Raw genomic sequence first — 23,212 nt, forward strand, 5'->3', positions numbered from 1 at the left:
ATAATTGTTCGTTAATTAATTCTTTTTATGCTTTCGTGTTTCTCACTTTAGTATGATACTGAACGTTTGGTTTAGTACCCACACTTTCTAATAAATGATACATACGATCGTCTTTTAAAAGTTTTGCAACTTTACTGTCTTTATCGTTAATATCTCCAAAAATCATTGCTCCATTGCTACAAGCAGAAGAACAAGCGGTTTGGAATTCACCATCTTTAATAATACGTCCATCTCGCTTCGCATCAAGAATAGTTTTTTGTGTTTTTTGAATACACATAGAACATTTTTCCATGACACCACGTGAACGCACTGTTACGTCTGGATTAATTACCATTCTACCTAGGTCATCATTCATATAGTAATCGAACTCATCGTTACCATTATATAAGAACCAGTTAAAACGACGTACTTTATATGGACAGTTGTTTGCACAGTATCTTGTACCTACACAACGGTTATAAGCCATATGGTTTTGACCTTGACGACCATGAGATGTTGCTGCTACTGGACAAACAGTCTCACAAGGAGCATGATTACAGTGCTGGCACATTACTGGCTGGAATGCTACTTGCGGATTATCCGCAGGTTCTTCCATTTCGCCAAACCCTCCTAAAGAACCATTGTCTCCAAATAATCCCGAGAATCCTTCTTTTTTAGAATCATCTGCCTCAAAAGTATCTTCAGATGAATAATATCTGTCAATACGTAACCAGTGCATATCGCGACTACGACGTATTTCTTCTTTACCAACAACAGGCACATTGTTTTCTGCATGACATGCAATAACACAAGCTCCACAACCTGTACAAGCATTTAAATCTATAGATAAATTAAAATGATGCCCAATAGAACGATCAAATTCATCCCATAAATCGGCTTCTGGAGATGTTACATCAATCATTTCATGATCCTTAGATACCTGAGGAACTGCATTCCAGTATTTCTTATCTTTTGTATTAAATACTTCTAAAGTTGTTTCTTTAATAATGTCTCCACGACCCATTAAAGTGTTTTGCAACTGTACACAAGCAAACTCGTGAATACCAGCTGCTTTTTTTACCGTTACATCTTGTATGTTATTAAATCCTTGGTATAACGTATAAGCGTTAACACCTGTTTGCATTTCTTCTTTTAAGCCTGCATTTCTTCCATAACCAAATGCTAAACCAACAGAACCTTTTGCCTGACCTGGCTGAATAATTACCGGAACAGTTAATTTGTTTCCATTTACTGTAACTTCTGCGTAACTACCATTTAATCCACCTGTAGCATCATGTGTATTTACAAACTCTAAGGTTTTGGCATCTGCTGCAGAAATTGTTAAATAATTATCCCAAGACGTTCTTGTAATTGGGTCTGGAAATTCCTGTAACCATGGGTTGTTAGCCTGTTGTCCATCACCCATTCCTATTTTAGTGTACAATGTAAGCTCCATTCCTTTAGATGCCGCTCCAGCTGCTAAAGCTCTTGCCGCATTTCCAGAAGGTGTTGCCACGTCTTCCTCTGTAACTTCTGTAGTTTGCTCAACTACATCGACTGAAGATTTAGACATAAATGACCCATCGTGTAATGCTTGGTTAAATGATGCACCTCCTAATATTGATGTGTTCCAAACATTTTTAATGTAATCGCTATATTTCTCGTTACTACCATTCCAAAGCAATAAAGCATCTTGAAATTGTTTTGTATCGAATAGCGGACGAATAGTTGGCTGAATTAAACCAAAATGTCCTTTCTTTAATTCTACATCTCCCCAACTTTCTAAGTAATGAGGTGCTGCTGCAATATATTGTGTTGCAATAGCTGTCTCATCTGCTTTCATTGAGAAAGCGATAGATAAATCGATATTTTTTAATCCTTCAGCAAATTCTGAAGCATTTGGTAATGTATATAATGGATTAACACCACTCATAATAACAGCACCTACTTTACCTGCTTTCATATCTGCAACTAAAGTCATGACTGCTTTATCATTTCCTTGTCTTGTTTTAATTGGCTTTTTAGGATTAAACGCTTTACTATTTAAAGCTTCGTTAATCTCTAAAACAACCATTTGTGCGTTCACGTCTTGAAGACCTGTAACAACAACACCTGCACTTCCTGCTTTTTTTAATTCTGAAGCCGCGTTTTGTATTTCTTTTTCAAAATTAGCTGGCAAACTTCCAGAAAAACTACCTCCTACAATTAAGCTGTGTAATTTGGCTAAGGCTAATTTTTGCTGACTTGGTGCTAGAGGCACACGCTTATCTGCATTGGCTCCTGCCAAAGACATATTCGATTCGAATTGAATATGACGAGACATTTTTCCGTTTGTTGGAATACGTCCTTGCGAATATCCAGAGTCAAACCCGCCACCTTGCCAATCGCCTAAGAAATCTGCTCCAAAAGCAACAATGGTTGCTGCGAGAGAAAAATCGTAATCGGCTAAACCTCTTTCGTTATATTTTGTTTGAAATGCATCTAAAGCAGCAGACTCTGAAACAGCATCATAAACCACATGGTTTACATTACCAAATTTCGTTTTGAATTCTGAAATTAATTTCGAAGTCGATGGACTGGCATATGTTTGTGTTAATAACACAATTTGCTTTCCACTGTTTTTTAATGCGTTTAATTGCTGTGTTGTTTCAGAAGTAAAAGTTGACCATGAAATAGCTGCATCGCCTTTCATTGGATTTTTTACTCTTAAACTATCATATAATCCTAAAACCGAAGCATTAACCCTTGCATTTGCGCCACCATCTGTAGCAGCAAGATTATTATTCTCAATTTTAATTGGACGACCTTCTCGAGTTTTTACTAAAACACTAGCAAAGTCAAAACCATCTGCAATTGTTGTTGCGTAGTAGTTTGCAACACCAGGAATAATAGATTCTGGTTGTACTACATAAGGAATAGACTTAATTACTGGTCCTTCGCAAGCTGCCAAAGAAGCCGCTGCTGTACTAAAACCAACATATTTTAAGAAATCACGACGCGTAGTAGATGATCCCTCTAATGTTTCCTTGTTTCCAAGAAACTCATCGGTAGGAATTTCATTTACAAATTCGTTTTGTTTTAGCGTCTCAACAATAGAGCTCTCTTTTAGCTCCTCAACACTTTTCCAGTATTTCTTGTTTGATGACATATTATATAATTGAATTACTTCTTAATTTATTTTTTACACTTCGACAAGCTCAGTGTGACAATTTATTTTATTTGTATTCCCATTTTCACGGAAATTACTAAAAGCGCACTTTTAGTAATGACATTTACCACATTCTAATCCACCCATCTGTGCTGCTGTTAATTGCTCAACACCATATTTCTTTGATAGTTGTTCGTGAATTTTAGTATAGTATTCGTTATCTTGAACTTTTACATTTGTTTCTCTGTGGCAGTTTATACACCAACCCATTGTTAATGGAGCGAATTGATACATGACTTCCATTTCCTCTACAGGACCATGACATGTTTGGCATTCTATTTCTGCAACAGAAACGTGTTGAGAGTGGTTAAAGTAAGCAAAGTCTGGCAAGTTGTGAATTCTCGTCCATTTTACTGGCTTAGTTACTCCTGTGTATTTTTGTTCTGCATCATCCCAACCAACAGCTTTGTATAATTTCTTAATTTCTCCATCGTAGAATGCTTTGCTGTAATCTTCGGTTGCTGTAGTTTCAGCAACTTCTGAAATTGATTTATGACAATTCATACATACATTTAACGAAGGAATACCAGAAGTTTTACTTACTCTTGCCGATGAGTGACAGTACTTACAATCGATACCGTTATCACCTGCGTGAATTCTATGCGAGTAATGAATTTCCTGTACTGGCTCGTAACCTTGATTAACACCCACCTGCATAAAATAACCATAGACAAAATATCCAGCGGCTAATAAAAAGAAGATTGCAGTAACTAATACTAAAAATTGGTTTTCAACAAACGCTTTCCAAAGTGGTTTTCCTTTTGGTTTATGTGCTAATTCCACACCTTTTTCATCTGCAAAACGACGTAATGTTTTGTTTACTAAAAATAAAGCTCCTGCCAATAACGCAAATAACAGCGCTAAAGCACCTAATATTAAACCATTTGATGAGGAACCTCCGCCAGAAGAGCCAGACCCATCATTATAATTTGGACAGCCTGGTTTTGGATTAGCAATACAAGGATCTACAGGAGGCTCAGCTGCCGTGTAAGCTAAAATATTATCAATGTCTCCGTTAGACAACTGCGGGAACGCAGTCATTGCTGTACCGTTGTACTCGTTATAAATTTTGTTAGCATAGGCATCTCCAGCTTTAATCATGCCTGCACTATTTTTAATCCATGCATATAACCATTCTCTGTCAAGCCCTTCATCTTCGGCTAAACGCTCCTCTACGTTACGTAATGCTGGACCAGTCATTTTCTTGTCTAATTTATGACAAGACGCACAATTTGCATTAAACAATGCTTTACCTGCAGCAGCATCGCCATCTTGAGCTGAAAGGGAAGTAGAAAACGCTAGTAAAAAAATTAAGCTTAAATGAAGAATATTAGCGCCTAATTTGCGGTGAATCACCTGTTTCATATTGTTGATTAAATTTACTTCTAAACTTTGGTACGATTTTTTCATCTATACACTTAAAATATAGTTATAAAAAACTTAGGCAAAAGTAATACTTAAAGTCCATTTTATAAATCTTAAAGAAGTCTTAATTACTAATTTAGAGAAATTCTAAATAAGAAAAAGTCACTTTCTTTCGTTTAATACTTTTACATTTGCATTAAATAAATTTTGAACAATGAATCGTAAATCACTAAAAACCCTTTGTTTATCTGTTGCCTTAGCATTTACAACCAGCACTTTTTTTGCGCAACAAGGCTCTGTAACGGTGAATCAAAATGCTGAAATTCCTGCTTTATTAGAGTTAAAAAAAGAAATAAATAATGAAGATGAAGATAGTGATCGCTATAAAATTCAAATTTATTCCGGTTCAAGAACAACTGCTGAAAGCACCGAAAATAGTTTTGACAGCTCGTTTAATTCATGGCGTTCTAAACTGGTTTATGAAACACCAAACTACAAGATTTGGGTTGGTAGTTTTAGATCAAGATTAGAAGCCGATCGTGCTTTAATGAAAATAAAAAAGAAATTTCCAAGTGCGTTTATTTTTAAACCCAAAAAGAAAGATTAATTAGCGTTTAGCTATTGAAATAAAAAAAATGCGATTCTTAACGAATCGCATTTTTTTTATTATAATTATTAGAAATTTATTTCAATTTCTTTTTTACTTCTACTTCATGGAATGCTTCAATTACATCGCCTTCTTTAATGTCATTGTAGTTTTTAATTTGCATACCACAATCGTAGCCTTTACCAACTTCTTTAACATCGTCTTTAAATCGTTTTAAAGATGCTAATTCACCTGTATACACTACAACTCCATCACGTATTAAACGTATTTGAGAGTTTCGGTAAATTTTTCCATTCATCACCATACAACCAGCGATACTTCCAATTTTAGTAACCTTGAAGATTTCTCTAATTTCTGCGGTACCAGTTATTTCTTCCTTAAGCTCTGGAGATAACATCCCTTCCATTGCATCTTTAAGATCATTAATAGCATCGTAGATAATCGAATATGTTCTAATATCGATTTCTTCGGTATCTGCAACTTGTCTTGCATTTCCAACTGGACGTACGTTAAATCCTATAATAATAGCATCGGACGCTGTTGCTAATAACACATCACTTTCTGTAATGGCTCCAACACCTTTATGAATAATATTTACATGGATTTCTTCAGTAGATAATTTCTGGAACGAATCGGTTAAGGCTTCTACAGAACCATCTACATCTCCTTTAAGAATAATATTAAGTTCTTGGAAATCACCTAATGCAATACGACGACCAATCTCATCTAACGTAATGTGACGCTGTGTTCTAACCGATTGCTCGCGTTGTAACTGTGCACGTTTGGTTGCAATTTGTTTAGCTTCACGTTCATCTGCAAAGACATTAAACTTATCACCTGCTTGAGGCGCTCCGTCTAATCCTAAAACAGACACTGGCGTTGATGGACCGGCTTCTATAATATCGTTTCCGCGTTCATCATGCATGGCTTTTATTTTTCCACTGTTTTTACCAGCTAAAACATAATCACCAATTTTTAAAGTTCCAGCTTGTACTAATATTGTTGATACATATCCACGACCTTTATCAAGAAACGCTTCTACAACGGTACCAACTGCTGGCTTATCTGGGTTTGCTTTAAGCTCTAATAACTCGGCTTCAAGTAATACTTTTTCTAATAATTCTTTTACACCAGTTCCTACTTTTGCTGAGATGTCATGCGACTGGATTTTCCCGCCCCAATCTTCAACAAGAAGGTTCATATTTGCTAATCCTTCTTTAATTTTTTCTGGATTGGCATCTGGTTTATCAATTTTGTTAATAGCAAATACTATTGGTACGCCAGCTGCTTGTGCGTGAGAAATAGCTTCTTTGGTCTGCGGCATGATATCATCATCTGCTGCTGCAACAATAATCGCTATATCGGTAACCTGAGCACCACGTGCACGCATGGCAGTAAAGGCCTCGTGACCTGGCGTATCTAAAAACGCTATTTTCTGTCCGTTTTCCAGCTGTACACCATAAGCACCAATGTGTTGTGTAATTCCACCAGATTCTCCTGCAATTACGTTTTCTTTTCGGATGTAATCTAAAAGAGATGTTTTACCATGATCTACGTGACCCATTACGGTTACTATAGGCGCACGATCTACTAAATCTTCTGGTTTATCTTCTACCTCAACTATGGATTCTTTAATGTCTGCAGTTACAAATTCTACTTTATAACCAAACTCTTCTGCCACAATAGATAGTGTTTCTGCGTCTAAGCGTTGGTTCATTGTAACCATCATACCAAGAGACATACATGCAGAGATAATTTGAGTTACACTAACATCCATCATTGTAGCTACTTCACTTGCAGTTACAAATTCTGTAACTTTAAGTATTTTGCTTTCTGCTGCTTCAATTTGTTGATCTATTTCAGTTTGCTCTCTGTGTTGATCTCTTTTATCTCTTCTGTATTTAGCGCCTTTTCCTTTACTGGATTTCCCTTGTAATTTCTCAAGCGTTTCTCTTACTTGTTTCTTTACATCTTCTTCACTAGGCTCTTCTTTAACAATGTTACGTCGTCCGCCTTTTTTTCCTTTATTAAACCTATCGTTTCCTCCTCTGTTATTACCTCCAGATCCTGGTTTATTATCTCCAGGTTTAGAAATACGGCGACGTTTTTTCTTGTTTTTATCGTCAGTCTTTTTAGAATCTTCCTTCTTCTTTTTAGGCTTTTTAAATTGAGATAAGTCTATTTTTTCACCTGCAATTTTAGGTCCAGAAAGCTTTTGGTATTGTGTTTCTACAGTTTCTGGCTCGTTTGCCTCCTCGGTTTCAACCTCTTCCTTTTTAGCCGTTTCTGGTTTTGCTTTTGGTGTTTTTTCCTTTGTAGCTTCTTCCTTTTTATCTGACTCTTTTTTTACCGGCTTCTTTTCTGTGTCTTCTTTTTTAGCTTCAACTTTAACTTCTTTTTTAGGAGTTTCAGTTTTAACTTCTTCGACCTCTTTCTTTTCCTTTTTTGCAGGCTTACTTTTAGAATCTAAATCTATTTTTCCAACTTTTTTAGGGCCAGAAAGTGCTTTTGTTGCTTTTACAACTTCTTCTTCTTTGGCTTTGGCTTTAGCTTCTTCCTCTTTTTGCTTAGCTTCTAATTCTTGCTCACGCTTAAGACGTAAGTCTTCCTTTTCTTTTTGCTTAGCTTCACTAACCGCTTGAGACTTCATTTTTTTACTAGCGTCTGTCTCGAACTCATCTGAAAGAATCTTATAGGTTTCTTCAGAAATTTTCGTAGTCGGACGCTTCTCTATTTCGACACCTTTGGAATCTAAAAATTCCACAGCACGATCTAAAGAGATGTTAAGCTCACGTAGTACTTTATTTAATCTAATCGTTTCAGCCATAAATTGCCTTTTCCTTAATTTTACTCAAATATATGTTAATCTTCGAACTCTTCCTTAAGAATTCTTATAACATCTAATATTGTTTCTTCTTCTAAATCTGTTCTTTTAACTAAATCTTCAACATCTTGTTCTAATACACTTTTTGCCGTATCTAAACCTGCCTTGCTAAATTCTTTAATTATCCAGCCTTCAATTTCATCAGAGAATTCTCTTAATTCAACATCTTCCTCTGCGCCTTCTCTAAATACATCTATCTCATAACCTGTAAGCTGTCCAGCCAAACGAATGTTATGACCACCACGACCAATAGCTTTACTTACTTCTTCTGGTTTTAGTATTGCCTCTGCTCGTTTATTTTCTTCATCAATTTTTATTGATGTTACACGCGCAGGACTTAATGCTCTGGTAATGTATAGTTGTAAGTTATTAGTGTAGTTAATTACATCAATATTCTCATTTCCTAATTCGCGAACAATACCATGAATACGAGATCCTTTCATCCCTACACAGGCACCAACCGGATCGATTCTATCGTCGTAAGAATCTACAGCTACTTTTGCTTTTTCGCCTGGAATTCTAACTACGTTTTTAATAGTAATTAAACCATCGAACACTTCAGGAATTTCAGACTCAAATAATTTTTCTAAGAACTTAGGTGATGTACGCGACATGATAATTGCTGGCTTATTCCCTTTAAGCTCCACACTATCAATTATTCCTCTAACGTTATCTCCTTTACGAAAGAAATCTGAAGGAATTTGTTTGTCTTTTGGTAAAATAATTTCGTTACCATCATCGTCTAACAAAATTACTGCTCTGTGACGAATATGGTGCACTTCGGCTGTATATAAATCGCCTTCAAGTTCTTTAAACTGCTTGAAGATATTTGTGTTATCATGTTCGTGAATTTTTGAGATCAAATTTTGGCGTAATGCTAAAATAGCACGACGACCTAAATCTATAAGCTTCACTTCTTCTGATACGTCTTCACCAACCTCAAAATCCGGTTCAATTTTTCTGGCTTCGGTTAAAGAAATTTCCTGGTTAGGCTCTTCTACTTCACCATCTGCAACAACGATTCTATTTCTCCAAATTTCTAAATCGCCTTTATCTGGATTTATAATAATATCGAAATTATCGTCATCACCAAATTTCTTTTTTAGTGCATTTCTAAATACATCTTCTAAAATCGCCATTAGCGTAACACGATCGATTAATTTATCGTCTTTAAACTCTGAAAATGATTCAATTAACGCTATATTTTCCATTACTCTATTGATTTAAAATTTTATCATCACTTTTGCTTCTACAATATCATTGTATGCAATTTTTGCATTTTTTTGTACTGTCACTTTACCTTTTCCAATTGGTTTTGGCTCTCTGGCTTTCCAGGAAAGCTCAATGTTTTCTTCTGAAGCATTCATTAATTCAGCCTCAATAGTTTCCGTTTTTGTTTTAACCTCTAATGTTCTACCAACATTTTTTTTAAACTGTCTTGGAAGTGTAAGTGGAGCAGCTGCTCCAGCCGAAGCTACTTCGAGAGAAAAATCGTGTTCCTCTCTATCAATATTATGCTCTATTGCTCTACTTATAAACATGCAATCTTCTACTGTTACACCATTGTCTCCATCAATAATTATTTTTATTGACTGGTCGCCAGAGATTGAGAAATCGATTAAAAACAAATCGCTTCTCTCTTCTAAGGCCTCATTTAATAGGTTTTTAACTGTAGTATTAAACATTTTTAAGTATAAAAAGAGCGGACTTTTCGTCCGCTCACATTTTTATTTTCTTACAACGGTGCAAATATACACATTTTTATTGATTTTCATAATCAATCAAATACACTTTTATTTTTGGTAAAAAAATGTTTTAAAATTCTATTTCATTCAGGTAATGTTTAGAAAAAAGAATTGAGCTTAAGCTATAATGTAAAAACTAATAAATGTTTGATTATTATAAGTCCTTTTTTTTTGTTAAATTTAAGTTCTTCATTATTAAAACAACAACCACTATGAAAAAAATTCTTGTTCCAACAGACTTTTCAAAAGAAGCCGAAAACGCAATAAAAGTAGCTGCGCAATTATGCAAAAAACACCACTGTGAGCTTATTTTGCTACACATGCTCGATTTACCTTTATCCAGTATAGGCGACAGTGCACCAACCGACTTACCTGAGGCTGTTTATTTTATGAAACTTGCTCACAAAGAATTTGAAGAGGTAATGAATAAAGACTACTTAAAGGATGTTACCGTTACGGAAATGGTAGATTTTCATGATATTGCAACAGGCATTCTTGAAACCTGTAAAACCGAAGATGTCGATTTAATTGTCATGGGTTCTCATGGTGCTAGCGGTTTAAAAGAAATGTTTATTGGCTCTAATGCAGAAAAAATAGTGCGTACCGCCGAAACTCCCGTTTTAGTAATTAAAAATGAACACAAAGATTTTAATATTGAAGAATTTGTTTTTGCTTCAGATTTTGAAAATGATAATAAAGAAACATATAAGCAAGCAGCTAAATTAGCTGAAGCATTCGATGCTAAAATTCACTTATTAATGGTGAACACGGTTTCTAATTTTACAACAACAGCCAGTGCTAAGGTTAAAATACATGATTTTATTGCTGGTACCGATTTTAAAAATTATACTACAAATATTTATAATGATGAAACTGTGGAAAAAGGTATTTTAAATTTTTCGCATATTATCAATGCAGATCTTATAGGCATTAGCACACATGGTCGACAGGGTATTGCTCATTTCTTTAATGGCAGTTTAAGCGAAGATATTGTGAATCATGCCAAACGACCAGTAATTACATTTAAAATATAATAACTTAAAACTATTAAAAATAAAAAAGTCTTCCAGTATAGGAAGACTTTTTTGTTGGCCCACTAGGTTTCGAACCTAGACTCTTCGGTACCAAAAACCGATGTGTTAGCCAGTTACACCATGGGCCAATCTCGTTAAGAGGTTGCAAATTTAAAACAAAGTTTTATTTGCGCAAACATTTTACTATAAAATAATTTTAATTTTTTTTCGTTTTGAGAAAAATGTGTGCTTTTTGGTGTTAAAGTAAGCTATTCTAATTAGTTGTGTTATGAAAATTTTATCATTCTTGTTTAATTTTTATTAGTAAATTCGCCATTAAATTAAACAAACCCATTGTATGACGTCTTCAAACTTTAAAAAATGGAACAATCTGTTAGGATGGTTCGCTTTTTTAATAGCTTTAATAACTTATAGCTTAACAGTAGAACCAACAGTTAGTTATTGGGATGCTGGAGAATATATTTTAACCTCTGCAAAACTTCAGGTTGGACATCCACCAGGAGCTCCTTTATTTCAAATGATTGGTGCTTTTTTCTCCACTTTTGCAATCGAAGCCCAATATGTTGGTTTAATGCTAAATATGGTGAGTGCAGTTTCCAGTGCTTTTACAATTTTATTTATGTTCTGGAGTATTTCATTATTACTTCAAAAAATGATTAAAAATGAAGACTTTACTACTGCTAAAGCTTATGCGGTATTAGGAAGTGCTTTGGTTGGAAGTTTAACATTTACATTTACAGATTCTTTTTGGTTTAATGCTGTTGAAACCGAGGTCTACGCCATGGCAACTTTACTAATGGCTATTTTGTTTTACTGTGCCTTACGTTGGGAACGAGATATGCATAACCCAAGAGGAAACCGTTGGTTAATACTTATTGCATTTATTATAGGTTTGTCCTTTGGCGTTCATTTTATGGGCTTATTAACTATTCCTGCCATTGGCCTTATTTATTATTTTAAAAATTATAAAACGGTTACTATATTAAATTTTATTGTAGCAAACGTCGTTTCGGTTGCGGTGCTATTATTCATTTTCAAGTTATTGGCGCCCAACATCTTAAGGTTCTTTAGTGTTCTGGAGATTTTCTTTGTAAACTCTATTGGTCTACCTTTTAATTCGGGATCAATAATCGCTGGAATTTTATTGGTTGCCGGCATTTATTTTAGCTTGAGATACACTAAAAATAAGGGTTACAAAAAGGTTAACACGGCTATTTTATGTGTAACTTTTGTTGTTATTGGTTTTTCTTCATGGTTAATGTTGCCTATTCGTGCTAATGCCAATGTGGTAATTAATGAAAATAACCCTTCTAGCGCAAGAGAGCTTTTAGCCTATTATAACTTAGAACAATACCCAAAAACACACTTGTTTTATGGCCCGCTTTTTACCAATCAATATGCACCTTTAAACCCTGACAAAAAGGACGCTTATGTAGATGATAAACCTAAATACGAAAAAGACTTTGATCAAGGCAAATATGTTATAGTAAATGATTACAAAGATGCTATACAAAACCATCATTATGACCATGCGGCAATTTTACCCAGAATGTGGAGCGCCGAAAATGCAGAAAATTACCTCCTATTTTCTGGCTTTTTAGATTATACTATTAAAGAAAAGTTTAACATCGATCCTTTTACGCAAAAGAAAATTGCAGAATTTGTTGAAAGCTATCAAAAAAATGAATTAACTGAACGTGAATTCGATGAATTTATGTCTGTATATGGCGATAAATTAAACATGGCCATGAGTCCGAGAATACAGGAAGATGTTGCTTTTATTACCCAATTTAAAAATGATGTTGCACAAGGAAAAGTAGACTACGAAGGCTATAATCGATTTTTAAAACAATATGGTCCCGAATATTTAGATGTTGAGAAACCATCATTTATCGCTAATGCTACCTATTTATTTCAATACCAATTGGGATATATGTACTGGCGTTATTTTATGTGGAATTTCACCGGAAGACAAGACGATATTCAAGGAGAATACAATAATCACGGGAACTGGATTAGTGGGATAAACTTTATAGACGCATGGCATTTGGGACAATCTCAAGATAATTTACCAAGCGATGTAAAAAACAACAAGGCGAGAAATACTTATTTTTTCCTCCCACTAATATTAGGATTGATTGGCTTATTCTTTTTATTCACAAAAGACAAAAAGACATTTTGGGTACTATTTGTCTTCTTCTTATTTACAGGTATTGCCATACAAGTTTATACAAATGTGAGACCTTTTGAGCCTCGTGAACGCGACTACTCTGTAGTTGGGTCTTTTTACGTGTTTGCTATCTGGATAGGTTTTAGTGTATATGGAATTTTCGAATTTTTAAAAAACAAAGTAAAAAATACTGCTTTGCCTATAGGAGTTACAGCGGTTTGTCTATTAATAGCACCACTAATCCTGGCTGTTAATAATTGGGACGACCATGATAGATCTGGAAAATATACAGCCCTATCTATGGCTAAGAAATATCTGGATTCCTGTGGTGAAAATGCCATTTTGTTTTCTATTGGAGATAACGACACCTTTGCTCTTTGGTATGCACAAGAAATTGAAAAATACAGAACCGATGTTAGAGTGGTAAACACCAGTTTATTCCAAACAGATTGGTATATAGACCAAATGAAACGTAAGGCTTATGAAAGCGACCCAATCCCTTCGCAATTAACACACGACCAATATAAGTATGGTACACGAGATTATATAATTAAAAGCACGCGTTACAGAGATGCCAAAACTGAAGAGATTAAACCTACATTTAGTCGTGATACTTTGACCATAAATGAGTTTATGGATTTTGTTTCCAGTGAGAACCCGAAGACAAAAATGAAACGCATTATACAGTTACAAGGTGATAACCCAGATGAATATCCTTCATTATATTTAAATACAAACTATTTTCCTGTTGAAAATATTCGTATTCCTGTAAACAAGGAAAACGTTCTCAAGTACGGGATTGTAAAGGAAAAAGATGCTGATGAAATAGTAGATAATATCGATATTAAAATTGAAGAAAGTGCCATTTATAAGCAACGTTTATTAATGCTTGATATCGTTGCTAACAACAACTGGAAGAGACCAATATACTTTACTGGTGGCGCCTTTGGAGAAGACGATTATATTTGGATGAAAGATTACCTTCAACTTGATGGTATGGTTTATAAACTTGTACCTATAAAAACACCAACCGATCGTGCTAATCCTTTCGATATGGGACGCGTAGACAGCGAGTTTATGTACAATAAAGTTAAAGCCTGGGATTGGGGAAATAGTGGTAGCGATGATATTTACCACGATCCGGAAACACGTAAAAATTCTATTACTTACAGAGGGAATTTAGCACGTTTAATTGAAAAATTAATTCAAGAAGAGAAGCTTGACAAGGCCGAAGACATTGCTGATATTGCAATGGAGAATATGCCTGTAGACAAATTTGGATATTACACATTGCTTGAGCCATACATTAGTGCATACTACGAAGTTGGAGCAGAAGACAAAGCAAGACAGTTATTTAAAGATGTTGCGGTTAAATATCAAGAAAACTTAACGTACTACAGTGAATTAACGCTAGATAACCAGCTAAAAAACGGACAGGAAATTGTAACCGATTTAGAACGTTACAGGGCATTAATAATTGTTCTGGTAGAATATGATGAAGACTTTGCTGAAAAGGAATTTAGAACATTTAATGAATACGAAGATCTCTTTAAACATCTTTTCCCAGAGGACCGACCTCAAGTTAGAGAAGAACGAGACATAGATAGAGATAGCAGTATCCCTAACATGCCTATAATTGATTCTGAAACAAAAGAATAGCAATGCGTTTCGTTCCTGTTAAAATACCAAGTTTTATACAACGATTATTCCCAAACTATGTTTGGGATTTTTCGGCTAAAGAAAAAACCATTTATCTTACGTTCGACGATGGTCCAACACCAGAGATTACCCAATGGACTTTAGACATCCTTAAACAATACAGAGCCAAAGCTACTTTTTTTTGTGTTGGTAGCAATGTAGCCAAACATCCCGAGATTTTTAAATCGATTTTAAAACGTGGTCACAGCATTGGAAACCATACACAAGACCATATAAAGGGCTGGAGAACTTCAACTAAACATTATATTGAAAACACGTTGAAGGCGCAGGAAAATATAGATTTAGAATTACAGAAATTTGGTGTAAAAAACTTTAAGTCTAAACTGTTTAGACCTCCTTTTGGTCAATTAAAACAAAGTCAAGGCAGCGCATTAATAAAACTAAATTATAAAATAATTATGTGGAGTGTTATTGCCTTCGATTGGGAACAAAAAATTTCTAAGGAACAATGCTTAAAGTACGTGATGAGTAAAGCCTCTTCCAAAAATAATATTATCGTATTTCACGATAGCGTAAAGGCCTCGAAGAACATGATGTATGCACTACCAAAAGTACTGGCTTATTTTAGTGAAAAAGGCTATAAATTTAAGGCCATTACTGCCTAAATAAAATCCTGAACAATGGCTATTAAAGTGTTAGCGTCTTGTTCGCCACTTTGTCGCCATTTCATTTCACCATCTTTATAAATAATTAAAGTTGGCAAAGATTTTACTCTCAAAGCTTCAGATAATTCTTTGTTTTTATCGACATCAATCTTTATTACTTTAGCTTTATCGCCAAGTGCTGCAGCTACATCACGAAGTACTGGATGCATAGCTGTAGATTGTTCATTCCATTCTGTAAAAAAATCTAATAATACAGGAATGTTAACATCGATTAATTCTCCAAATTTTGACATTATTTAAAGTATTAGTTCAAACTTGTTATTGTAAATCTACAATATTTTAATAACTTATAGATTTATGTCTATCATTTTAAGTAACTTTCTTACCTTTTTTAAGCTCAATCACTGTAATTTCTGGCCAAATCCCTACACGACCAGGAAACGCCAAGTACCCAAAGCCTCTATTAACATTTAAAAATTTACCTGCAATTTCATACATTCCAGCCCATTTTGGGTAACGGTATTTTACAGGGCTCCATTTTATTCCCAAGCTCGGTACTTCTATTCCAAACTGCATTCCATGAGTGTGCCCTGCCAATGTTAAATGAATATGCTTTTGAAAATTAACAATGCTGGTTTCGTCTATAACAATATCATGATTATTAAGATCGTTGGTATTAAGTTCCATTTCTATAAAATCGAAATGCGATGGATCGTGAGACATTAAAATATTAAATTCATTATCGCCAATGGTTTTGGTTGCTTCTTTAAGGCTTCCACGTTTTGGAAAATGACGCGATGCTCCCCAGTTTTCCACACCAAGTATATTAATTTTTTCACCGTTTTTTTCTATCTGGCGATTTTCATTCATTAATAAATCGAAACCAATATTTTTATGCACAGCTTCAATTTGGCGCTGGTTTTCAGCATTTAATTCAACATCACCACCATATGCATAATAACCATAATCATGATTTCCTAAAACAGAAAATTTTCCGTCTTTAGCTTTTAACTTTCCAAATACGTCAATCCACTTATTCATTTCGGCAGCTTTAGTATTTACTATATCTCCCGTAAATAAAATAGCATCACTTTGTTGTTCGTTTATAAGACTCACACCATATTCAATCTCCTCTTTACTTTCTAAGCTTCCAGAATGGATATCGCTAATTTGTGTAATTCTATAACCATCGAAAGCGCTTGGTAAATCTTCAAAATACAACACATGTTTTATAACTTTGTAATTGTATTTTCCTTTGTAAATACCATACACAAAAGAGGCAAACGGAATAGCGGCAAGACCTAAAGCTATTTTAGAAACAAAACCACGTCTGCTGGTTGAATAGGCAATATCTTCCGGACTTGATTTTGCCGTTTTGTTGATTATGGTGAGTACCAAACGCACAATATCTTCGCCAAACATAAAAAGCACTAAAATGACTTTTGGAATAAATAAGGTTAGAAGAAATGCAACAGCATAACCATGACCATTAGTGAAGCTTTCACCTCTAACAAAATTGGAATAATAGTATACAAAATTAGCTATCACAATAATACTTGCAAGCCAGTAAATAATGTAAATCCAAAAATTTTTGGTGAGCGTTCTAATGGTCTGGAAAGCATAAAAATCGAAAACCAAAATAATTAAAACAAGAATAATCCAACGGAGCATAAAAGCGAATTTTTAACAAATATATTAATTGTAAATGCTACTTATCTTAGTAATTTGTTAAACGTTAAAATTTTTAAATAGTTGAGTGCAATAGCGTTTACTCCAAAATTGATAACGCACAATTCGTTTTGTTGCCTTTTAAAATTCCTAAGTATTGTAAAATAGAATGGCATAAATACTAAAACAGAACCAGTTTCACGAATTTCATTTTAGTATATTAGATGCTTTAAATTTAGCAATCTATTTTTAATGAGAGTTACAATCGCTATCCTTTTTAGTTTCTTGTTGTTGTGTACCAACTGTAAAAAAGAACAAGACAAATCACCAGCAACCAAAGACAAAGCTTTAATTTCTTATGTTAATCCGCTTATTGGCACTGGTGGACATGGCCACACTTATCCAGGTGCAACTATGCCTTTTGGCATGATACAATTAAGTCCAGATACACGTTTAGATGGGTGGGATGGTTGTTCTGGTTACCACTACAGCGACAACGAAATTTATGGCTTTTCGCACACACATTTAAGTGGCACTGGCGTGAGCGATTATGGCGATATTTTAATTATGCCAACTAACAAAATTAATTTTAATAACGGAGCCAATGCTTCGGCAAGCTCAGCACAAGTTCAAAAAGGTTATAAATCTAAATTTTCTCACGACAACGAAGTTGCCGAACCTGGTTATTATAAAGTACATTTAGACGATACTAATATTGATGTGGAATTAACAGTGTCTAAACGCAGTGGCATACACAAATACCAATTTCCTGATACAGAAAACCAAGTGGCCATTGTAGATTTAATACATCGTGATGAAGTATTAGACGCCAAAATAGAAGTGATTTCCAGTACCGAAATACAAGGTCACCGCTTTAGTAAAGCTTGGGCAACAGACCAGCGTTTGTTTTTTACCATAAAAACATCGCATCCATTTAAAGATATGTTACAATCTCCACCCAAACAAGGTATGGCTGGCGCACAAAAAATAGCCCTAACTTTTATAAACCCAAATAATGAACCAGTATATATAAAAATTGGCATAAGCGCAGTAGATATCAATGGTGCAAAGGAAAATCTTAAAGGCGAAATTGGAGACCAATCCTTCGAACAAGTAAAAAAAACAGCCCAAGATTTCTGGGAAAAGCAATTAGAAAAAATTGTTGTTGAAAGTGATAACGAGGATAATAAAACTAATTTTTACACATCGATGTATCATGTCGCACTTGCTCCAAATTTGTATCAAGATGTTGATGGTCGCTATCGTGGTATGGATATGAATATTCATAAATCGGTTGGTTTCGATTATTACACGGTTTTTTCGCTTTGGGATACCTATCGTGCGGCGCATCCGCTTTACACGATTATAGAACAAGAAAAAACGAATGATTTCATAAATACTTTTTTAGCTAAATACGATGAAGGTGGCATAATGCCCATTTGGGATTTAAGCGCGAATTACACAGGTTGCATGATTGGTTATCACGGCGTTCCTGTTATTGCAGATGCTTATTTAAAAGGCATTCGTGGTTATAATGAGAATAAAGCTTTAGAAGCCATGCTACACAGCGCAACCAGAGATAAATTAGGACTAAAAAGCTATAAGGAATTTGGATTTATTCCTGTGGAAGAAGAAAGTGAATCGGTTTCCAAAACTTTGGAGTATGCTTACGATGATTGGAGTATTGCCCAAATGGCAAAAGCCATGAAAAAAGAAGATATTTATAAAGAATATTCGCAACGCGCTCAAAACTATAAAAATGTATTCGATCCAGAAACGCAATTTATGCGTGGGCGTTTTCGTAACACCTGGTTTGCACCTTTCGATCCGTACGAAGTAAATTTTAATTACACCGAAGCCAACTCATGGCAGTACAGTTTTTATGTGCCGCAGGATATTTCAGGATTCATCAATTTATTAGGCGGAAAAGATAAATTGGAAGCTCAATTAGATAAGTTATTTATTGCTGAAGCTGAAACTTCTGGTCGTAATCAAGCTGATATTACTGGATTAATTGGACAATATGCACACGGAAACGAACCAAGTCATCATATGGCTTACTTGTATAATTTTGTAAACAAACCACATAAAACACAGGAGAAAGTACATCAAATTTTAACCGAGTTGTACACCAATACGCCAGATGGTATTTCGGGTAATGAAGATTGCGGACAAATGAGCGCATGGTATATATTTTCATCAATGGGATTTTATCCGGTGACACCAGGAAGTAACGAATATATTATTGGAACACCACTATTTAATAAAGCAACTATTAATTTAGAAAATGGAAAGCAATTTACTATTATAGCTGAAAACCTTAGCGATACAAACATATATATCGCCTCTGCAAGTTTAAACGACGTAGCATTAAATCAATCCTTTATTTCTCACGATGATATTATGAATGGTGGAAGGCTTCATTTTAAAATGACAAATTCGGCATCAAATTGGGCGACTAAAGATGCTGAAGTACCAGAAACTTCTATTCAAGAACATCTTATCGTTACACCACCATACATTTCAAAAGGTGATACTGCTTTTAGAGGTGACACTGAAGTTGCACTACAAAGCAATACAAAGGATGCTGTTATTTATTATTCTGAAGATGATTCAGAATTTAAAAAATACGAGAAACCTTTTATAATTTCTGAAGCAAAAACATTGAAAGTCTATTCAGTATTAAACGGAACAAAAAGTAAAACCATAACAACAAAATTCTTTAAAATAGATCCTAATTTGTCTATAAAATTAGAAACTGAATATGCCAACCAATACAACGCTGGCGGCAAAAATGCTCTAATTGATGGTATTTATGGCACTAAAGATTTTAGAACTGGTACCTGGCAAGGTTATTTTGATGAAGATTTAATTGCGACAGTCGATTTAGGAAGCACTAAACCTGTAAATATGGTAAAAGTAAACTTTTTAAAAGACCAGCGGTCTTGGATTTTCTACCCAACAGAAGTAATTTGTTATGGTTCTGTTGATGGTGTAACTTTTTCAAAAATTGATGGAACAAGAAAACCAGAACGTATTAGTCCTTCAGAAAACGTAGACATTTGGACTGCCTATTTTAAGCAAGTTCCCAAAAACATTCGTTACATTAAAATTATAGCCAAAAAACTGGGTGAGCTTCCAGAATGGCATTTAGGCTATAAGGATGATGGCAGAAGCTGGTTGTTTGTAGATGAAATTACTATTCTATAGAATGATATTAGATTGGGTAAAATTGTGCAACAATTTTGTGTCGAGAACTAAAAAAGCATCTCGATACAGTTTTGATAAAAATCAAAATCACTCGATGTAACAAAAAATATAAATTTTTCTTGTTACTTTAGGCGCACTTAAAACTAACTAAATGAATAATCAAAATAACAAATCTGCTTTAACAACCTTAGTCACAGTCTTCTTTTTTTGGGGATTTATTGCAGCATCAAACGGTGTATTTATTCCGTTTTGTAAAACGTATTTTAATATCGATCAATTTCAATCGCAATTGGTGGATTTTGCCTTTTATGGTGCCTATTACATTGGTGCTTTATTACTTTTTATAATTTCCAGTGCAGTAAAAAAGGACATCTTAAATAAATGGGGCTATAAAAACGGAATTATTTATGGTTTACTCTTATCTGCCATTGGAGCATTCGCCATGTATCCTGCAACAGCAGGTGCAGAACAAGGACAGACGGCAGTATTTTACTTTGTACTTATTGCATTATTTATTGTTGGTTTGGGTTTTTCATTACAACAAACAACGGCCAATCCATTTGCCATTGCGCTTGGCGATCCTGCAACAGGATCGCATCGTTTAAATTTAGCTGGTGGTATTAATTCTTTTGGCACAACCATTGGACCAGTAGTTGTTGCTTTAGTCATCTTCGGTACTGCTTCTGTTAGTCCGGAAGAATTGGTAACAATGATTAAAAATAATGAAATCACCTTAAGCACTGTTCAAATACTTTATTTAGGTGTAGGAGTCCTTTTTTTATTGGCAGCTGCATTATTCTTTTTTTCAAAAAAATTACCAGCATTAAAATCGGATACCGTTTTCGAACCTGCTAATAAAGCCCGCAATTTATTAATACTATTAACAATTATTATTGTTGCTTGTTTTGGTTATATATTTAGCACCTATACTGAAGGCAGCATAACCACAGAAGCAATAGAACACACGCGTTTAATCGTTCTTTTTGTGGCTTTATTTGCGGTTGTTGCTACAGTGTTTATCGCGAATTCAAGTGCGTCTAAAAATGCTGTTGGTTGGGGCGCGATGAAATACCCACAACTGGTTTTAGGGATGTTGGCTATTTTTTGCTACGTTGGTGTGGAAGTTACAATACAAAGTAATTTAGGCGAACTGCTAAAACAAGTCGCAGATAAAGTTGCAAATCTAAATCCGTTAGGATTGCCAGTTTTAAATGACGCTGAAATAGCACCATTTATTTCCCTTTATTGGGGCGGATTAATGATTGGTCGTTGGGTTGGTGCCATTACGGTTTTTAACCCGAGTAAAGGCTTAAAAAAATGGTTATTAATCATTGTACCTTATGTCGCTTTTGGCGTGATATTATTGGTAAATTATGGAAAATACTCAAGCAACCAAATTCTGTTTTTCTGTGTTTGTATTGCTGTACAAATAATAGGATTTTTTATGGCTAAAGACAACCCTGTTAAAACCCTAAAAATATTTGCTTTTTTAGGAGTTTTAGGGATGTTAATTGGTTTATTTACAACAGGAAATTTAGCATTATTTGCTTTTTTATCTGGTGGTTTATTCTGTTCTATTATGTGGCCTTGTATTTTTACTTTAAGTATCGCAGGTTTAGGAAAATATACTTCTCAAGGCTCAGCTTTCTTAATCATGATGATTCTTGGTGGTGCAATTATTCCGCCATTACAAGGTAAGATAGCCGATATTTTTAGTATTCAATCGTCATATTGGGTAGCAGTAATGTGTTTTGTTTATTTGCTTTTCTATGCTTTTAGAACCAAAACGGTTTTAGACAAACAGGGTGTTCCTTATTAAAAACATAAAATTACAATGATAAAAGGCTTACCTAACAGTAAGCCTCTTTTGTTTCTTCAAAATAATTAATAAGGAAAATATTATATTGTGGCATTAGAGATTAATTAAAGATTTTCGCTCTCGCGGAATTAAAAATATATTCTTTCATGAAACGCAGACAATTTTTAAAAAATGCCACATTATCAACCGCAGGATTAGCTATTGGAAGCGCAATAGTGAGTTGTACTGAAAACACTAAAACTGAAAAAGTAGTGAGTGTAGATAAATCTGTGGCCTCACTCCCATTAGTTATTGCAACGTGGAATGTACCTAATGCAACAACGGAAGCTTATAAAATTCTTGAAAATGGTGGCAGTGCTTTAGATGCCGTAGAAGCTGGTTGCAAAGTTGAAGAAGCAGATGTTACTAATCAATCTGTTGGCAAAGGTGGTTTGCCAGATCGTGAAGGTAACGTTACGCTCGATGCGTGCATTATGGATAAAAATGGTAATTGTGGTTCTGTTGTGTATCTTCAAAATATAACACATGCTATTACTGTAGCACGCAATGTGATGGAAAAAACACCACACGTTATGCTTGCAGGAAAAGGTGCTGAACAATATGCATACGAATTAGGTTTAAAAAAAGAAAATCTTTTAACCGAAGCGTCTAAAAAAGCTTGGGAAACATGGAAGATAGAATCTAAATATAAACCCATAATCAACATAGAAAACCATGATACTATAGGCATACTTGCTATAGATAAAAATGGTGATATTTCGGGTGCCTGTACCACAAGTGGCTTGGCTTATAAAATGGCTGGACGCGTTGGCGATTCGCCTATAATTGGCTCTGGATTGTTTGTGGATAACGAAGTTGGTGGTTGCGTAGCCACAGGATTGGGAGAAGAAGTAGTAAAAACGGTTGGTAGTTTTTTAGTGGTGGAGTTAATGCGACAAGGCAAATCGCCTCAAGCAGCATGCGAAGAAGCAATAAAACGCATTGTAAACAAACCAAATAGCGATTATAAAAATTTTCAAGTTGGTTATATTGCTGTTAATAAGCAAGGCGAAACTGGCAGTTTTGCCATTCACCAATGGTTTAGTATGACCAAATTTCAGGAGGGGAAGAATGAGAATTTACAGTCTGAATTTGTACTAAAAGCTAAGTAACCAAAATAGAATTAAAAACAACCTGCCATACAAAAAACAAGTTTAGAT

At 34.6% G+C, this 23,212-nt stretch carries 14 protein-coding genes and 1 tRNA gene; 7 read left to right on the forward strand and 8 right to left on the reverse strand.

Going from position 1 to position 23,212, the window contains the following annotated elements; genetic code table 11:
• Positions 1 to 25 precede the first annotated feature (25 nt).
• Positions 26 to 3,127 carry a TAT-variant-translocated molybdopterin oxidoreductase gene (locus ACVC43_RS07655; RefSeq protein WP_452223914.1) on the reverse strand — a complete coding sequence of 1,034 codons (3,102 nt, stop codon included), beginning with the start codon at positions 3,125 to 3,127 and terminating at the stop codon, positions 26 to 28.
• Positions 3,128 to 3,238: 111 nt separating this feature from the next.
• Positions 3,239 to 4,552, reverse strand: coding sequence for a c-type cytochrome (locus ACVC43_RS07660; protein ID WP_452224076.1), 1,314 nt, complete (start codon positions 4,550 to 4,552; stop codon positions 3,239 to 3,241).
• Between the two features lie 214 nt (positions 4,553 to 4,766).
• Between ACVC43_RS07660 and ACVC43_RS07665 the strand changes: the two genes are divergently transcribed.
• On the forward strand, positions 4,767 to 5,159 hold the full coding sequence (locus tag ACVC43_RS07665) for an SPOR domain-containing protein (RefSeq protein ID WP_452223915.1): 393 nt from the start codon (positions 4,767 to 4,769) through the stop codon (positions 5,157 to 5,159).
• A gap of 76 nt (positions 5,160 to 5,235) precedes the next feature.
• Here ACVC43_RS07665 and infB read toward each other — a convergent pair whose 3' ends face one another.
• From infB to rimP, 3 genes are read right to left on the reverse strand one after another with little or no spacing between them, the layout of a single operon-like run.
• A complete protein-coding gene (gene infB, locus ACVC43_RS07670) occupies positions 5,236 to 7,986 on the reverse strand; it encodes a translation initiation factor IF-2 (RefSeq protein ID WP_452223916.1) in 2,751 nt (916 codons plus the stop codon).
• A 35-nt stretch (positions 7,987 to 8,021) separates the two neighbouring features.
• Positions 8,022 to 9,254 (reverse strand): transcription termination factor NusA, encoded by a 1,233-nt coding sequence (nusA, locus tag ACVC43_RS07675; protein ID WP_452223917.1) that lies wholly within the window; start codon positions 9,252 to 9,254, stop codon positions 8,022 to 8,024.
• A gap of 12 nt (positions 9,255 to 9,266) precedes the next feature.
• Positions 9,267 to 9,728, reverse strand: a complete 462-nt coding sequence (gene rimP, locus ACVC43_RS07680) for a ribosome assembly cofactor RimP (RefSeq protein WP_452223918.1) — start codon at positions 9,726 to 9,728, stop codon at positions 9,267 to 9,269.
• A gap of 272 nt (positions 9,729 to 10,000) precedes the next feature.
• Between rimP and ACVC43_RS07685 the strand changes: the two genes are divergently transcribed.
• The gene (locus ACVC43_RS07685; RefSeq protein WP_452223919.1) at positions 10,001 to 10,822 is read left to right on the forward strand and encodes a universal stress protein; all 822 of its coding nucleotides are present in this window, start codon (positions 10,001 to 10,003) and stop codon (positions 10,820 to 10,822) included.
• Between the two features lie 54 nt (positions 10,823 to 10,876).
• Here ACVC43_RS07685 and ACVC43_RS07690 read toward each other — a convergent pair.
• Positions 10,877 to 10,950: transfer RNA gene (locus ACVC43_RS07690), tRNA-Gln, on the reverse strand.
• A 209-nt stretch (positions 10,951 to 11,159) separates the two neighbouring features.
• Between ACVC43_RS07690 and ACVC43_RS07695 the strand changes: the two genes are divergently transcribed.
• Both ACVC43_RS07695 and ACVC43_RS07700 read left to right on the forward strand, forming a co-directional pair.
• Complete coding sequence (locus ACVC43_RS07695) at positions 11,160 to 14,651, forward strand: DUF2723 domain-containing protein (RefSeq protein ID WP_452223920.1); 3,492 nt, start codon at positions 11,160 to 11,162, stop codon at positions 14,649 to 14,651.
• A 2-nt stretch (positions 14,652 to 14,653) separates the two neighbouring features.
• Positions 14,654 to 15,316: a polysaccharide deacetylase family protein gene (locus ACVC43_RS07700; protein ID WP_452223921.1), complete on the forward strand. Its 663-nt coding sequence runs from the start codon at positions 14,654 to 14,656 to the stop codon at positions 15,314 to 15,316.
• Here ACVC43_RS07700 and ACVC43_RS07705 read toward each other — a convergent pair.
• Both ACVC43_RS07705 and ACVC43_RS07710 read right to left on the reverse strand, forming a co-directional pair.
• Complete coding sequence (locus ACVC43_RS07705; RefSeq protein ID WP_452223922.1) at positions 15,313 to 15,609, reverse strand: thioredoxin family protein; 297 nt, start codon at positions 15,607 to 15,609, stop codon at positions 15,313 to 15,315. The two genes, ACVC43_RS07700 and ACVC43_RS07705, sit on opposite strands and share 4 nt — an antisense overlap.
• A 76-nt stretch (positions 15,610 to 15,685) precedes the next feature.
• Positions 15,686 to 16,987 carry a metallophosphoesterase gene (locus tag ACVC43_RS07710; RefSeq protein WP_452223923.1) on the reverse strand — a complete coding sequence of 434 codons (1,302 nt, stop codon included), beginning with the start codon at positions 16,985 to 16,987 and terminating at the stop codon, positions 15,686 to 15,688.
• A gap of 249 nt (positions 16,988 to 17,236) precedes the next feature.
• On the opposite strand from ACVC43_RS07710, the gene ACVC43_RS07715 reads away from it, so the two are divergent.
• The 3 genes from ACVC43_RS07715 to ACVC43_RS07725 all read left to right on the forward strand — a co-directional run bounded on the left by ACVC43_RS07715 (position 17,237) and on the right by ACVC43_RS07725 (position 23,164).
• Positions 17,237 to 20,194, forward strand: coding sequence for a GH92 family glycosyl hydrolase (locus ACVC43_RS07715; protein WP_452223924.1), 2,958 nt, complete (start codon positions 17,237 to 17,239; stop codon positions 20,192 to 20,194).
• 151 nt (positions 20,195 to 20,345) lie between these two features.
• Entirely contained in the window at positions 20,346 to 22,013 is a 1,668-nt protein-coding gene (locus tag ACVC43_RS07720; RefSeq protein WP_452223925.1) for an MFS transporter, read from the forward strand.
• 146 nt (positions 22,014 to 22,159) lie between these two features.
• The gene (locus ACVC43_RS07725; RefSeq protein ID WP_452223926.1) at positions 22,160 to 23,164 is read left to right on the forward strand and encodes an isoaspartyl peptidase/L-asparaginase family protein; all 1,005 of its coding nucleotides are present in this window, start codon (positions 22,160 to 22,162) and stop codon (positions 23,162 to 23,164) included.
• Positions 23,165 to 23,212 lie beyond the last annotated feature (48 nt).

It is taken from the genome of Lacinutrix chionoecetis (genome assembly GCF_053604665.1).